The sequence below is a fragment of the Annamia dubia NIES-4383 genome (genome assembly GCF_055394725.1).
The window spans coordinates 1,881,312-1,898,494 of the sequence record NZ_AP025630.1; the positions used below are offsets into that span (position 1 = coordinate 1,881,312).

General features: G+C 31.6%; 12 protein-coding genes. 4 read left to right on the forward strand and 8 right to left on the reverse strand.

Features of this window, described 5'->3' with window-relative positions; translation table 11 throughout:
* Nucleotides 1-30 precede the first annotated feature (30 nt).
* The 8 genes from Anndu_RS08545 to Anndu_RS08580 form a co-directional block, all read right to left on the reverse strand.
* Nucleotides 31-390: a DUF5615 family PIN-like protein gene (locus Anndu_RS08545; RefSeq protein WP_464103962.1), complete on the reverse strand. Its 360-nt coding sequence runs from the start codon at nt 388-390 to the stop codon at nt 31-33.
* 3 nt (nt 391-393) lie between these two features.
* On the reverse strand, nt 394-618 hold the full coding sequence (locus Anndu_RS08550; protein ID WP_464103963.1) for a DUF433 domain-containing protein: 225 nt from the start codon (nt 616-618) through the stop codon (nt 394-396).
* A gap of 117 nt (nt 619-735) precedes the next feature.
* Nucleotides 736-3,237, reverse strand: a complete 2,502-nt coding sequence (ppsA, locus tag Anndu_RS08555; RefSeq protein ID WP_464103964.1) for a phosphoenolpyruvate synthase — start codon at nt 3,235-3,237, stop codon at nt 736-738.
* A gap of 585 nt (nt 3,238-3,822) precedes the next feature.
* Nucleotides 3,823-4,416, reverse strand: a complete 594-nt coding sequence (gene recR, locus Anndu_RS08560; RefSeq protein WP_464104060.1) for a recombination mediator RecR — start codon at nt 4,414-4,416, stop codon at nt 3,823-3,825.
* Between the two features lie 186 nt (nt 4,417-4,602).
* A complete protein-coding gene (locus Anndu_RS08565; protein ID WP_464103965.1) occupies nt 4,603-5,085 on the reverse strand; it encodes a hypothetical protein in 483 nt (160 codons plus the stop codon).
* Nucleotides 5,086-5,219: 134 nt separating this feature from the next.
* A complete protein-coding gene (locus Anndu_RS08570; protein WP_464103966.1) occupies nt 5,220-5,579 on the reverse strand; it encodes an iron-sulfur cluster assembly accessory protein in 360 nt (119 codons plus the stop codon).
* Between the two features lie 41 nt (nt 5,580-5,620).
* Complete coding sequence (locus Anndu_RS08575) at nt 5,621-6,031, reverse strand: VOC family protein (RefSeq protein ID WP_464103967.1); 411 nt, start codon at nt 6,029-6,031, stop codon at nt 5,621-5,623.
* Nucleotides 6,003-6,605 (reverse strand): gamma-glutamylcyclotransferase, encoded by a 603-nt coding sequence (locus Anndu_RS08580; RefSeq protein ID WP_464103968.1) that lies wholly within the window; start codon nt 6,603-6,605, stop codon nt 6,003-6,005. The genes Anndu_RS08575 and Anndu_RS08580 overlap by 29 nt, the downstream gene beginning before the upstream one ends.
* A gap of 167 nt (nt 6,606-6,772) precedes the next feature.
* Between Anndu_RS08580 and nadA the strand changes: the two genes are divergently transcribed.
* From nadA to Anndu_RS08600, 4 genes are all read left to right on the forward strand, one after another.
* A complete protein-coding gene (gene nadA / locus Anndu_RS08585) occupies nt 6,773-7,744 on the forward strand; it encodes a quinolinate synthase NadA (protein WP_464103969.1) in 972 nt (323 codons plus the stop codon).
* Between the two features lie 320 nt (nt 7,745-8,064).
* Nucleotides 8,065-14,136 carry a PAS domain S-box protein gene (locus tag Anndu_RS08590; RefSeq protein WP_464103970.1) on the forward strand — a complete coding sequence of 2,024 codons (6,072 nt, stop codon included), beginning with the start codon at nt 8,065-8,067 and terminating at the stop codon, nt 14,134-14,136.
* Nucleotides 14,137-14,269: 133 nt separating this feature from the next.
* On the forward strand, nt 14,270-14,995 hold the full coding sequence (locus tag Anndu_RS08595) for a response regulator transcription factor (protein WP_464103971.1): 726 nt from the start codon (nt 14,270-14,272) through the stop codon (nt 14,993-14,995).
* A gap of 359 nt (nt 14,996-15,354) precedes the next feature.
* A complete protein-coding gene (locus Anndu_RS08600; RefSeq protein WP_464103972.1) occupies nt 15,355-17,154 on the forward strand; it encodes an EAL domain-containing response regulator in 1,800 nt (599 codons plus the stop codon).
* Nucleotides 17,155-17,183: the final 29 nt, after the last annotated feature.

Sequence of the window (17,183 nt, forward strand, 5' to 3'; positions counted from 1 at the left end):
GTCCTAATTTTTGTTCCATCTCAGCGATCGCTAAGTTATTTTTCTAAAACGATGTCCATTTTCTTGAACAACAATAAAAGCTTCTTTCAATTCTGTTTGGGAATATTTTTGTAAAACATGATTTAATTCCCTATGAATATCATTCATCTTAGTTAATTCTCCTCTTAGATAAATAACTCCTGTACGACATTTTTTCACAAAAACTAAATTACCAAAATCTCTATCTCTAGTAATTAAGATTCGATTTTGTTTTTGAGCAATTATTAAAATTTCCTCATCACTTGCTTGGGATAAACCTAGTTGAGAAACTAAAATAACATCATAATCACAACTTAATAAAAATTTCTCTGTGATTTTATAAACATCTTGATCAAGTAGTAATTTTTTCATAATTTAAGCTAATACTAAATTAATTTCTTCAGCATTAATTAAGGCGATCGCATAAGCTAAACAAGCTTTAATATCTTCAACAGTTAAATCAGGATAATAGTCTTCAATAATTTGATTAAAAGTAATTCCTTCATTTAATAATTCTAAGACATTTTGAACAGTAATTCTTGTTCCAGCAATACAAGGTTTACCAAAGTGAATTTGAGGATTGACAGTAATTCTATTCATTTGATTTATATTCCTTTTTGGCTTAAATTTTTTGCTTATTATTATACCACAAAAAAAAGGTGAGCCTTTAAAGCCCACCTTTAAAATTAATTAATTACTATTAATTAATCCCTAAAATTAACGTCCTAATTTTTGTTCCATCTCAGCGATCGCAAGTTTAGTTTTGAGTAATGTATCAGGGTTTAAACTGATAGAATCAATACCCAATTCTACTAAGAATTGCGCAAATTCTGGATAGTCGGAAGGCGCTTGGCCGCAAATACCAATTTTACGTCCGTTAGCTTTTGCTCCCTCGATCGCCATACGAACCATCCGTTTTACTCCCTCATTACGCTCATCAAAAATGTGAGCTACTAATGCTGAGTCACGATCTAAACCTAATGTTAACTGGGTTAGGTCATTTGAACCAATGGAAAATCCGTCAAATACTTCGGAGAATTGATCCGCTAAAATTACGTTAGAGGGTAACTCGCACATTACATATACTTGTAAGCCGTTTTCACCACGTCTTAAGTCATGTTTGGCTAACTCCTCTAATACTTTCTTACCTTCCTCTGGTGTACGGCAGAAGGGGATCATGGGGATCACGTTGGTTAAGCCCATTTCATTACGCACGATCTTGAAGGCTTCACATTCTAAAGCAAAGGCTTCTAAGTAGTTGGGATCGTAGTAACGAGAAGCACCACGCCATCCGATCATTGGGTTTTCTTCTTCCGGCTCAAACTGTTTTCCACCTAAAAGGTTAGCATATTCGTTAGATTTGAAGTCGGACATCCGTACTACTACGGGATTTGGATAAAAGGCGGCGGCGATCATACCAATACCACTAGCCACTTTATCTACGAAAAATTGGGATTTATCTTCATAAAGATGGGTTAATTCCTCAATTTCTTTCTTCACTAATTCATCTTTTAACTCATTAAAGTAAATGAGGGCTTTGGGATGCGCTTTAATATGGTTGGCAATGATGAACTCTAAACGAGCTAAACCCACACCATCACAAGGTAAACTAGATAAGGAGAACGCTTGTTCGGGGTTGCCCACGTTCATTAAAATTTTGGTTTTGGTTTCGGGTAAGTTATCAAGGGAGGTTTCTGTAATCTCAAAGGGTAATAATCCCTCATAAATATTACCATCTTCACCCTCTGAACAACAAACGGTTACATCTTGACCTGTTTGAATATCGCTGGTAGCAGTTCCACAACCTACAACAGCAGGAATACCCATTTCACGAGCAATAATAGCGGCGTGACAAGTACGACCACCTTGATCGGTAACGATCGCGCTGGCTTTCTTCATGATCGGCTCCCAGTCGGGATCGGTACGGCGGGTAACTAACACTTCCCCTGCTTGGAATAGGTTAATTTTACTAACATCGGTGATCACACGGGCTTTACCTTGTCCGATCATCGCACCTACGGCACGTCCAACTGCCAATTTATTACCTTTTTGCTTTAAGGTATAGGCACGGATAATATTACTTGCTTTTTGAGACTCTACGGTTTCGGGACGGGCTTGAACGATAAATAATTGACCACTTTGACCATCTTTCGCCCATTCAATATCCATCGGGGTATATTGGCCACGCACTTGGGAATAATGATCTTCAATGATCACAGCCCAACGTGCCAAGGTTAACACATCTTCGTCATCAATACAGAATACTTTGCGTTGTGCTTCGGGAACATCTACGTTTTTGGTCAGTTTTGCACCGTCAGCATAGATCATTTTAATCTCTTTACTGCCCAATTTTTTCTCTAAAATGGGGCGTTTGCCTTCCCGTAAGGTGGGTTTAAAGACTACGAACTCATCAGGGTTAACCGCACCTTGTACCACGTTTTCCCCTAAACCATAAGCACCTGTAATAAAGGCGGCATTTTTAAAACCTGTTTCCGTGTCAATGGAGAACATGACACCAGAGGTAGCTAAGTCAGAGCGTACCATTTTTTGCACCCCAACGGAAAGGGCTACTTCTAAATGATCAAAACCGTTATGGGTACGATAGGCGATCGCGCGATCGGTGAATAAAGAAGCAAAACATTTATGACAAGCCTCTAACACACCTTTAACGCCGTGTACGTTTAAATAGGTTTCCTGTTGGCCGGCAAAACTAGCTTCAGGTAAGTCTTCCGCCGTTGCAGAAGAACGAACCGCTACGTCCACATTAGCGGCGTGTTTTTCACATTCTTCCCTTTCTTCACCTTCAAAACGAGAGCAAAAGTCAGAACCACTGCTATAACGCTCACACATTTTTTTGTAAGCTAAAGTAATAGCATTATTTAAGTCTTGAGGGAAAGGAGTATTTAAAATTAAAGCGCGAGCTTGTCTTCCTCTTTCTTGTAAGTTAGGAACATCGTCTACATTGAGATCCGCAAAAATTTTACGCAGTTTATCTTCTAAACCTGCACCTTTAATAAAATGACGGAAAGCATAAGCAGTTGTAGCGAAACCTCCCGGAACATTAACACCTTTAGCCGTCAACTGTTGGATCATCTCCCCTAAAGAGGAGTTTTTACCGCCTACCAAGCCTACGTCAGAGCTTCTTACTTCTTCAAACCACAGGATCAAAGCGGTTTCTTTACTTTCTTTACTGGTCATTTGTTGTGCTGATGATACCATATTCGGTTTACCTCAACTTTTTTTTGAAAGTTATTTAAGATTACGCTTTTTAGTTTAACGAGTTTTTCTGAAAAATGTTAATTTCTTTTCATTTTTTTAGAAGTGTTTACTTTACTTAAAAAACAACATTTTTGTAGTGAAAAATATTAAATTTTTCTTAATTTTTTCCATGAATTTTACTAACTATGTTAAAATACCCTTTCATTAAAAAACAACGGTTTAGTTGTGATAATTTTGTTTAATAAAAATATTAAATATTTTATTTTTTAGTGGCTTATTAACCTTTTTTTCCTTGGTTTTAATCTCATTTTCCTCAATTCAGAATTATGATTAATTAATTTTTATCTGAAGGTAAATTATTAATTTTTGTTAAAAAACAGTTTAAAACAAATTTAAGAATCTTTACAAATGGGAAATGTTAGGATTTGCTCACCTCTTTTTAAGCAAAATCTTGAAAATTTTTGATTTGAGAGAGATTTTATCCATCAAGAAAACCCAACTTTTTGTAATATTCATTAATATTTTGCAATATTAGTTAACAAGATTACTGGTGACTGGTGATCAGACAGTGGTAAGGGCTTACTGTCAATCTAACTCCCTTCTGCCGTCTAAAGCCCTTGCTAAAGTGACATCATCCGCATATTCTAAGTCACCCCCCATCGGCAAACCAAAGGCAATGCGAGTTACTTTAGTAAAAGGTTTAATTAATTGACCGAGATATAAAGTCGTGGTTTCCCCTTCCACACTGGGGTTGATGGCTAAAATTACTTCTTGAATCCCCTTTTGGGCTACTCTTTGAATTAGGGGTTGAATATTTAACTGTTCAGGGCTAATGCCATCCATTGGGGAAATAACACCGCCTAAGACATGATACAGCCCGTTATATTCCCTTGTTTTTTCGAGGGCGATCACATCACGGGAGTCGGCCACTACGCAGATGGTGTGTTGATCTCGATTTTGATTACTACATATATCGCAGATCGGGGTGGCGGAAAGATGAAAACATCTTTGACATAAGCCGACTTGTTGTTTTGCATCAATGAGGGCTTGTGCCAAAAATCTAATTTCTTCTTCTGGGCGTTTTAATAGATGTAAAGCTAGACGTTGAGCCGTTTTAGGGCCGATTCCGGGAAGTCTTTGTAATTGTTCGATTAAACGGGCTAAAGGTGGAGTAAAAATGGCGATCGCTCCTTTGATAATAATAAAAGTTAAATTGAAATGAGACTTGTTGCAAAATAACTTTTTTGCACAAATCGCTCATGATTTAACAAGGCTTTTAGATCTGCACATATTTTAATTCACAACAAGTCTATTAATTTTTTTATTCTCAACTGTCCATTGTCTATTGTCAAGAGATAAATCCCCCTACAATAACAATAAATCATTTAAAAAATCTTTAGCAATTTTGGCTTCAATTTTAAAAGGAATTACTGTTAATAAACATCCAAAAATCAGCATTGCCATTGGTATTAAACCTGCGATCATAAATTTACCTGAACTAATCATTACCAACACAAAAGATAACGCTCCCATGCCGACAATTGATAACCATATTGTCATAAAAATAATTACAAATGGATGAATAGACATGGTAATATCTACGATACTTCCTGCTTGATAGGGCGTAATTTTTCCCTTGATTATTGGTAAAAATGAATTGCGATATTTAATATTACGACTAATGGTAAATTTTTGACCTTGAATCGTGCCATTAAAGGGTTTATCTGAGACTTTTAATATTTTTCTAAAAGGTTGATATAGCTCGACAAATTGCTCGAATTGTTGTTGAATTTGTTCGGGATTTAAAGAGGTATAAACCGTATATTTTTCAAAAGGTAAGAGCGACATTTTTGATCTAAATTACTGATATTTTATCTTTAAGATTTAATCTCTAAAATTGAAGATACAGACATTTTCCCTCCTCTTGGCTAGAGTTTGAGTAGAGACGTACCTCGAAACATCTCTACTCTAAAAATCAAACTTTACACCCCAAAAGACTTACCACAACCGCAAGTTTGCGCCGCATTAGGGTTCGTAAACTGAAAACCACCGCCGATCATGGCGTTACTATAGTCTAATTGTAAACCATAGAGATAAAGTAAGCTTTTTTTATCACAAATTATCTTAAAACCGTCATAATCAAAAATTTCGTCATGTTCATTAATATTATTGGGGTCTTCAAAGTCCATCAGATAGGACATTCCCGAACATCCCCCCTGACGCACTCCTACCCTTAAACAAAGGTCTTTTCCTTGTTGTTCTTTTAAAGTTAAGAGGTGTTTGAGGGCAGTTTCTGATACTAAAATTCCTTTTTCCGGTTTGGTTGGTGTTGCTGTTGTCATAATCTCAATTTTAATTAATTAATGGTTATTAAGAATCATTCCTATTTTAACCTATTTATAAATTCTAGGGGCAGTCCATCTCGATCGCCAAGGAAAACTACTTCATAAATGCGATCGCCGATCATTTGTTGGGTAGGTTCTAATAAAATTGTGAGGGGATTATCCTCACTAAATTTTAATTTAATTTTTGTTAACCAATTAGATAAATTATCTATATTTCCGGTTAAATCAAAAGAAATATGATAATAACCTACATAATGCTCATCATTAAAAGGATCGGGCGGGGCTTTAGGCTCAGGAATTTGGATTAATTCAATTCTACCACCTAAACCCACTAACCAACAGGCTAAAGTATAACTTGTGGTGAATCTTTCTTCAATGGTAAAACCTAAATTTTCATAAAAAGCGATCGCCGAGTGAATATTAGCGGTACGAATAGAAACATGGTGCATAAATGTGGTTTAATTCTTGTTTAAGTTGAAGTTGTCTGATATGATGAAAAAGTTGCCAACAATATTCTTCAGGTAAACCACAAGTTACCGCTCCTCTTAAAACTACATTAGAATACCAATCATTAGGAGCTAGTTCTTGGGCTAATTTATTTACTACCACATAAGTGCGCACATTTTGATAAATTTGACCATTACTATACACATCTATTAATTGATGACGATAACAATTTTGTGCCACTTCTTCGCGCAGATCAAGGCGATCGCTTAAACGCCAAGGCAGACAATATAACACCCCTTGTACAGAGGAATAAGGCTCTGGTATTATATCTAAAACACCACAATTACGAAGACGAGAATAACAATAAAAACCTAAACGATAATGATTTAATGTTCCAATTCCAATCACATATTGATGAGTATTTTCTCCTAAAGAACGCTTTAAATCAACCGGACACATACAAGAGCCATAAGCAAAATAATAAAACATTTCTTCAGTATTTGTCTTTTGCCAATGACTATGGGGATGATCATAATGGGAAATGAGTGCTTTTTGCTCTATGTGTGTTTGTTTCATTGTTCAATCTTTGTGGGGTAATTAACTCGAATTGCTGATCAATAATCTTAATCTTTTTAGATGATCTTTTATCATAATTTTGTTAAATTTTATTGTCATTTTTAACACATTTTTTGTTAAAATTTATTTCAATATATTTTAGTTTATTTCATTTTTGATTAAAGTCTGTGTTTACAACTATTTCCCCTAATACTCAAAGCTCAATTCAAGCGATTCCTGAAGATTTATTTACAGCAATTGAAACCTTAAAACAAGAATTAAATGCGGTTATTTTAGCACATTATTATCAAGAAGCCGATATACAAGATATTGCCGATTATTTAGGCGACTCCCTTGGCTTGGCACAACAGGCGGCCAAAACTAACGCCGATGTGATCGTCTTTGCGGGGGTTCATTTTATGGCCGAAACTGCTAAAATTCTTAATCCTGATAAATTAGTTTTATTACCTGATCTTAAGGCCGGATGTTCTTTAGCTGATAGTTGTCCCCCTCAAGAATTTGCTAAATTTAAAGCAGAAAATCCCGATCATTTAGTGATTTCTTATATTAATTGTACTGCGGAAATTAAGGCCATGAGTGATATAATTTGTACCAGTTCAAATGCCGTTAAAATTGTTAATCAAATTCCCAAAGATCAGCCGATCATTTTTGCACCTGATCGCAATTTAGGGCGTTATGTCATGGCACAAACAGGACGAGATTTATTATTATGGAATGGTAGTTGTATTGTCCATGAAACCTTCTCAGAAAAGAAAATTGTCCAGTTAAAAATTGAACATCCCGATGCAGAATTTATTGCCCATCCTGAATGTGAAACTAATGTTTTAAATCATGCTGATTTTATCGGATCAACCACAGGGTTATTAAAATATTGTCAAACTAATTCAGCTAAAAAATATATAGTTGCAACTGAACCCGGAATTATTCATCAAATGGAAAAAGCTTGTCCCGAAAAAAGCTTTATTCCTGCACCCGGCATCAATGAAAATTGCGCTTGTAATGAATGCCCTCACATGAGATTAAATACTTTAGAAAAATTATATTTAGCTATGAAAAATAAACAACCTGAAATTATTTTACCTGATCATATTCAAAAAGAAGCTTTAAAACCCATTGAAAAAATGTTAGCAATGTCTTAATAATCAACAGTAAAAAATAAATATTTTGATTAATTTTTTTCTAAAATTAAATCAGAAATTATCAAAAACTACCCAAAAAACTAAGCAATTTTCAAAATCCCAGTAACAATGTTTACCCTCACCCCCTAACCATCTCCCAAGGGTGAGGAGTCAATTAATTTATAATAATTAGATATTTTTATTATATACTTAAGTATATTCTCTTAATTGCATGATTATACTTAGATAGATAAATTTTACTAATCTTAATAAAAATATTTGGTTATCAGTTTAATTATAAACTATAATTTTGATCAGAATATGTTAATCTTTTGACAAATATGAACAATCAAGCAAATTTAACTAACGAATCTGAACTGGATACTTTAGAGGATTTTTCCCAAACATCAATTCCTCTAGCTTCGATGATTGACTATTCACCTTTAATTGTTAATCCCGATCTTTGTTTGGCTGAAGTCTTAAGATTAATCAGTGATTTAACGAATAATTATCAGCTTAATTCAGCCAATATTGATTCTAGTGAAAACCTAATTCATTCATTTAATGTAAGTTGTGTTTTAGTTGAAGAAAATGAACAATTAGTAGGCCTTTTAACCGAGAGAGATTTTGTTAGATTTGCGGTACAACAATTAGATTTTAAAACCGTTAAAGTTCGGGAAGTAATGACCACAAATTTAATTACTGTGACCGAATCAGATTGTCAAGAATTATTTAATATTTTATCTTTATTCCGTCAATATTCTATTCGTCATTTACCGATTATTAATCAAGAAAATAAACCAATTGGTGTAATTACAACGGAAAATATACGTCAATTTTTACGGCCAGTTTATTTATTAAGAATCTTAAAAATTGAAGAAGTATTAAATACAAAAGTGATCACCGCTTCCCCTCAAACTTCCGTTTTAGAAATTGCTAAATTAATGAATAATCATCAAATTAGCTGTGTGATTATTGTGGAAACAAAAAGCTATAATCAAACTAATAAAAATGAATTATTTACGGCGGTTAATTCCATACCCATTGGTATTATTACGGAAAGAGATATTATTCAATTTCAAGCCTTAGAATTGAATTTAGAATTAACTAAAGCTGAGATGGTGATGAGTTGTCCTCTGTTTACTTTAACCCCTCAATCTTCACTCTGGGAAGCCCAAATTTTAATGCAAAAAACAGGGATCAATCATTTAGTTATTTGCGGCCAATTAGGAGAATTAAAAGGCCTAATTTCTCGCACTAATATTTTAAAAGCTTTAGACCCCTTGGAAATGTCTAAATTGATTCAAGTTTTACAAGAAAAAATTAATCATTTAGAAGCAAATTATCAAATTTCACCGAAAAAAATCGCCAAATCTCAGTATAAAAAAAATAATCATCTTGAAATTTTAGTAGTAGAAGATAATAAAAATAGTTTTCTCTTATTAAGGGTATTTTTAAAGTCAATTTTTCCCAAAAATTGTACGATTATTCATACCATGAGTTTAGCTGAAACTGAAGAAAAATTATCAACAGAATCCTTTGATATTATCTTATTAGATCTTAATTTACCTGATAGCCAAGGTTTAGATACAATTAAATATTTACAGGCTAGATTTCAAGAATTAACTATTATTATTTTAACGGGTTATGATGATTGGGAACTTCAAGAACAAGCCCTACATTTGGGAGTACAAGATTATCTTTGTAAAGATATTTTAGGTTTAGCACAGAAAAATATTACGAAAGATATTTTAAAGCGTTCTATTTTATATGCGATCGAACGCCAAACTAATCTTAATTATTTACAAGAAAAAACCCTTGAACTCAATCAAAGTAATTATGCTTTAAGAACACAAATTGAAGAAAGTGAATTATTAAGAACAAAATTGGCTTCTTCGGAAAAAGAAATGCAAAGTTTTTTTGAAGGAATGACTGATATTGTCTTAAAAGTCGATCGGGAATTAACTAATATTTCTATCGCCCCGACTAACTATTCTTTATTATATAATAAAAACCAAGATATTTTAAGTTTAACAATTGCCAAATTTTATGAAGATCCTGATTTTATGACCCAAGTAAATTGGGCTTTATTGAGTAAAACAATTGTTAGTTTTGAATATAGTTTATTATTAAATAATCAAGAATATTGGTTCAGTACAACGATTAATCCCATTTCAGAAAATGAAGTTTCTTGGGTAGCCCGTGATATTACGAGAACCAAACAAATGGATCTAGAATTAAAACAATTAAATACCCAACTAGAACAAAGGGTAAAATTAAAAACTCAAGACTTAGAATTAACAGTTATTAATTTACAAAAAGAAATTAAAAAAAGAGAGAAAATTCAAAAGACTTTACATTATATTGCCAATGCTATTTCCTATAAAATAGGGGAAGATTTCTTTGCTTCTTTAGTAGAATATTTAGCTAAAGTGTTAAATATGGAATACACTTTACTGGGTAAAATTAATGAAAATCGAGAAATTGAAACAGTTGTTGTCTATCATCAAGGGAAAATAATTGATAATTTTACCTACGATTTAGCTAATAGTCCTTGTGGTAATATTACCCATGAAAAACTATGTATTTATAAGTCTAATGTGCAACAAGAATTTCCCCTAGATCAGATGATCAAAAACATCAATGCACAGAGTTATATTGGTGTACCTCTATTTAGTGAAAAAGGGGTTTATTTGGGTTTAATTGTGGCTTTAAGTTCTCAACCTTTACAAGAAGATTTAACTTTAATTTCCGAAATTATCCAAATTTTTGCCACCCGTGTGGTAGTGGAATTAGAAAGACAACAAGCACAATTACAATTGATTCAAAATGAAAAAAATCTCAATCATATTTTAACAAATATTTATGATGCAATTTTAATCGTTGATGAACAAGGAATTATTCATTTTGGAAATTATCGAGCCACAATTTTATTTCAAAAACCATTAGATGAATTAATTGGCTTTAATTTTGGCATTCCAATTGTTAGTAATCAAAACCAAAAAAGTGATATTAAAATTGTCAATCAAGATGGAATTTTTGAGTTTCAAGAAATGCGAGTGGTGGAAACAAATTGGCAAGATATTCCCGCTTATATTATTACTTTACATGACGTAACAGAAAGTAAACAATATGAACAAGCTTTACAAGAATTAAATCAAAATTTAGAATTAAGAGTTAAAGAAAGAACAGAAGAATTAATGGCCGCAACTTCACGTTTAACCACTTTAATGGAGAATTTAGAATATGGAATTTTAGTTAAAGATGAATTAGAAAAAGTCGTTTTAATCAATCAAGCGTTTTGTAATATGTATCAATTAGATCTGCCTCCAGCTAGTTTAATTGGAGCAGATTTTAGTCACTTTGAACAAGATTATCAACACTTTTTTACCGATCCAGAAACTGTTTTAAGAGAAAATTATCAAATTAAAACTAATCGCAAACCCGTTAGTAATCAAGAAATAAAATTTAGTTCAGATAAAATATTTGAACAGAATTTTGTCCCCATATTTATTAATAATAATTATTCAGGTCATCTCTGGATGTATCGAGATATTACCAATGATAAAGCCAATGAATTATATTTACAAAATCTGACGGATCAATTGAAAAAAACCAATCAAGAATTATCCTATTTTAAATTAGCTTTAGATCAAGCTTCAATGGTATCTATTACCGATCATAAAGGTATTATTACTTATGCCAATGATGAATTTTGTAAACTATCCCAATATAATCGGGAAGAATTGATCGGAAAAACTCATAAAATAGTTAATTCTGGTTATCATCCTCCAGAATTTTGGCAGAAATTATGGACAATTATTGGTCAAGGAAAAATTTGGCGCGCTGAAGTGAAAAATAAGAAAAAAGAAGGCGGTTTTTATTGGTCTGATACGGTTATTGTTCCCTTTTTGGATCAACAAAATCAACCTTTTCAATATATGGCAATTCGTCAAGATATAACTTGGCGTAAACAGGCCGAAGAAACTATTAATAAAAATAATCAATTGCTCACAATTATTAGTAATGCCCAATCCCAATTTATTATAGATATTAATTTATTTAATTTATTTGATTATTTATTAGATAATTTATTAAAAATAACTAATAGTAAATATGGATTTATTGGGGAAATTGTTTATACACAATTAGGGGAGACTTCTTTAGAATATCCTTATTTTAAAATCAGAGGTCAATCTTCTGTTAAAACTAATATCCAAATTAATATTAATAACAATTTGACAGGCTTAAATTCTGAGCTTGAAAACACAAGTTATGAATTAGAAGTACAGTGTTTACAAACTTTATTCCGGTCAATTATTACCACAGGAAAATCTGTAATTATTACTAATTGTGATCGGGTTATTCCTAATCCTAATTACAAAAATAATTTCTCTATTAATAGTTTTTTAGGAATGCCTTTTTATATTAATAATCAATTAATTGGAATGGTAGTAATTGCCAATAGTCCCGATGGTTATGATTTAGATTTAATTGAATTTTTACAACCTTTAATTAATACCTGTGCTAATATTATTAATGCCTATCGCAATGATCAAAAAAGAAAAGCGATCGAAAAATCTTTAGAAGAAAAATTAGCAATTATAGATACAACTAATGATGGAATTGGTATTCTCAAAAATGAACATTTTATATACTTAAATAAATCCCATCTTACCATGTTTGGTTATGATCAATTAGAAGATTTACTAGGTTATACATGGAGAAAATTACAGCCAGAAATAGGCTCATTACAAACAGAAAAAGAGATTTTACCCACCCTACAAAAAAATAGATATTGGACAGGTGAAATCATTGGTATTAGAAAAAATGGAAGTTTATTTCCCGTAGAAATTTCCTTAACTTTAATGGACGATGAAACCATGATTGCCGTTTGTCGAGATATTACAGAAAAGAAAGAAAAAGAAGCTAATTTCCGTTCTATTTTTGAACAGGCCGCCGTAGGTATTGCCCTTGTAAATTTAGATGGACATTTAATCGAATTTAACCAAAAATTCTGCGATATTCTCGGTTATTCTAAAACAACAATTAAGGAAAAAACAATTTTTGAATTTAGTGAAGCAGAAGATGTTAATACCACTCTAACTTTATTCAAAAAATGTTTAAAAGGAGAAATAACTGGCTATTCTAATGATCAGCGTTATCGTCATCAAAATGGTTCACTTATTTGGGGACATATTACCGCTTCATTAGTGAAAAATTTAACGGGAAAAGATGATTATTTAATTGCACTTTTAGAAGATATTACACCTCAAAAAACAGCAGAATTACAAAGGGATCGTTATTTTAATTTATCAGTAGATATGATTAGTATTTGTGGTTATGATGGTTATTTTAAAGCCTTAAATCCCGCATGGGAAAAAACCACAGGTTATAGCAATCAACAATTACAAAATTCTCAATTTTTTACCTTTGTTCATCCTGATGATCTCGAAAAAACAAAAGAAGTAATGGGTCATTTTATTGAATCAACAACTTCCCATACTATTCAAAATTTTGAAAATCGTTATCTTTGTAAAAATAGTCAATATAAATGGATTTCTTGGAATGCGGTTTCTTTCCCAGAAGAAAAATTAGTTTATGCAATTGCTAGGGATGTTACTATTAGAAAAGAAACGGAATTAGCATTAGAAGAAACCTTAAGAAAAGAACAAGAATTAAACGAATTAAAATCCCGTTTTATTTCCATGACTTCCCATGAATTTCGCACACCTTTAGCGGTGATTGCATCCTCGGCCGGAATTTTAAAAACCTTTGCTCATAAACTTTCTGATGACCAAAAACAAGATCATTTAAACACTATTCAAACATACGTTAAACATACCACTTCTTTATTAGATGATATTTTATTATTAAATCGGGCTGAAACGGGCAGATTATCTTTTAATCCTAGTGATTTTGATGTGATAGAATTTTGTCAAACTATGAAAAAAGAAATTCAATTAAGTACGGATAAACATTTGATTATTTTTAAAGTTTATGATCAAGAAATGACCGCATTTGATCTTGATCAAGAGCCAAAAATTAATGTTTATTTAGACCTTAAATTATTAAGACAAATTTTAATTAATTTATTATCTAATGCTATTAAATATTCACCCGATGGAGGCTTAATTAATTTTAATTTAATTAATGAAGAAAATCAGATCATTTTCCAAATTAAAGATCAAGGAATGGGCATACCATTAGAAGATCACAGTAGTTTATTTAGCTCTTTTTATCGTGCCAAAAATGTTGGGACAATTCAAGGAACTGGTTTGGGTTTAAATATTGCCAAAAAATGTATAGAATTACAAGGGGGCGAAATTACTTTTTCTAGTGAAGTAGGAAAAGGAACGACTTTTTTCATCACACTCCCTAAAGGCAAAAATCAAAATTTAAGTAATAATTAAAAACTTAACCTCTAACAATAATCACTACTATATGTTATGATTATTAAAGATAGAAAATTTACACTTCTGACTGATGAAATTTAATTAACTTTTTTATAATCAAATGAAAGCTTAAGAATTGAAGGAATTGATAATGAAAACTATTCTAGTGATTGAAGACGAATCCAACATTTTACAAAATTTACAAACGATTTTAACTTTAGCTAATTATCAAGTATTAACCGCTAATAATGGCCAGATCGGGATCGAATTAGCCAAAAAATATTTACCTAGTTTAATTGTTTGTGATGTCATGATGCCCCAATTAAATGGCTATGAAGTTTTAACTATTTTAAGAGAAAATAATGCTACTGCTAATATTCCTTTTATTTTTTTAACTGCAAAGGTAGAAAGGCTTGATATTCGTCAAGGAATGGAGTTAGGCGCAGATGATTATTTAACTAAACCTTTTGAAACTGAAGAATTATTAAAGGCGATCGAATCTCGTTTACAACGTCAAGCAATTTCTAATCAAGTTTATACTCAAAATACCAAACAACAACAAGAAAAACTTGATAAAATTGAAAAAGAAATGATAAAAAATAAAGAAACAATCCAAACGACAGAACAAATCAATGCCATTCAAGATAAAATTATTAAAAAATTATTAGTAGAACTTTCCGATCCAGTTTCTACAATTAATTTAGCAATAAAAATGTTAAAAGATGCACAAACTGAAGAAAAAAAAGAACAATATTTAAAAATTTTAGAGCAAGAATGTCATAAGGAAATGCACTTATTAAATGAAATTACTGAGTTACAAAAATTACTTACTCCTGATAAAGTTAGCATTTTACATAAATTTAATCTTTTAAAATAGATCCCATTAATTCTCAATTAAATGATGTTTGTTTAGTTATAAGTATTTATACTAATCGTAAATTTACTGATAGTAAATTTACTGATTTATGACTACAATTACGGGGCTAAAAATCAAAAAAATCCGAAAATTTAACGATGGCAGGAATCAAAAAAATTATTATGATCAAAAGTAAGTTTGAAGTGGATTTTTCATGTTTCATGATTTTTGTTCATGTTTCGTGATTTGTCTGGATTGACAGAATATGTAGTTTTATTAAAAAAGTCCTCTTAAAAAGAGCGCATTTTGTAAAGTCGTGGTAAGATTACATATTCAGTCGATCCAGATTTTTATGTTGAAAATACTTATAGGAGATAAAAATGAAAACTATCTTAATCATTGAAGATGAACCTCAAGTAAGAGCAAATATACAACAGATTTTGATGTTAGGAGATTTTCATCCCTTAAGTGCGAGTAATGGCGTTACGGGGATTAGATTGGCAAAAGAAAATATCCCTGATTTAATTGTTTGTGATGTAATGATGCCTCAGTTAGATGGGTATGGGGTGCTTAATGAGTTAAGAGAAGATCCCGAAACTAGAGATATTCCTTTTATTTTTCTAACTGCTAAAGTGGAAAGAAGTGATCTCAGACAAGCGATGAAACTAGGGGCTGATGATTATTTAACTAAGCCTTTTACTCCTGAAGAATTATTGGATGCTATTAATGTTAGATTGGAAAAAAGAAATAATATTGCGGAAAAATATGAAGCTCAAATTGAAAAAGCAAAAGAGAAAATTATCTATTTAACTTATCATGATAGTTTAACTAAATTGCCTAATCAATTATTATTAAAAGAGCAGTTTTATCACTTAATGACTACTGCGGATGATCAAGGTTTAAGTGTTCCTTTATTAGTTTTAGGTTTTGATAAATTTAATCAAATTAATAGCACCTTTGGCCATGTGGCTGGTAATTCTTTAATTGTGCAAATTGCTCAACGGTTAGTAGATTATTTTAGCACGGTTGAGAGTGGGAAAAAATTATCTATAATTGCTAATTTAGGACAGGATCGTTTTGTTTTATTAGCTAAACCTACTGAGGATAAAGACATAGGAATTACCTTTGCTCAAGAATGTTTAAAGATTTTAGAAAGTTCTTTTAATGTTAATAATCATGAAGTTTTTATGAAGCCTAGTGTGGGGATAAGTTATTATCATAAAGGTAGTAATAGTTTAGATCAATTGTTAGCTTGTGCTGAAGTAGCGATGGAAAAAGCACAACAACAAGGGGGAAATCATTATGAAATTTATAGTGAACAGATCCAATTTTATTCCCCTCGAAGATTGGTTTTAGAAAGTAGTTTACATTATGCTTTAGAGCGCAATGAATTTCAAGTTTACTATCAACCTCAAATTGATTTAGGCAATAATAAAATTGTTGGGGTGGAGGCTTTAGTTTATTGGAATCACCCGACTTTGGGTTTAATTTCTCCGGGGGAATTTATTGTAATTGCTGAAGTAGCCGGATTAGTTGGGGCGATTGATCAATGGGTTTTTAGGGAAGCTTGTGATCAATTAAATAGATGGAAAAAAATGAATTTTTATCCGTTAAAAGTTTCCGTTAATGTTTCACCGTATCATCTTTATCAACCTAATTTTGTGGAAAATGTTAAAAATGTTTTAATCGAAAAACAGATCGATCGAGAATTAATTGAATTAGAAATTACTGAAACTATGTTAATGGAAGATGTAGAAAAAGCTAAAAAAATTCTTGATCAAATTAAAGAATTAGGTATTAAAATTGCCATTGATGATTTTGGAGTTGGTTATTCTTCTTTAAGTTACCTCAAGAATTTTCCTTTTGATACTTTAAAAATTGATCAAAGTTTTGTCAGAGATATTAATGATAATTCTTCCAATATTAAAATTATTAAAGCCATTATTTCTATTGCCAAAGCCTTTAATCTTAATCTGATTGCTGAGGGTATTGAAAATAAAAAAGAATTGGCATTTTTACAACAGGAAAAATGTCGAATAGGTCAAGGTTTTCTGTTTAGTAAGCCTTTGACTACCAATGAATTTAATGCTTTATATAATTTTGCTTCAAGTATTTCCATGAGTACCACCTATGGTTTCAAAAGTTTTAATGACATTGAATCGGTTGAATCTAATTTCTAAATTTATGATATAATTGTTAATCAATTAAA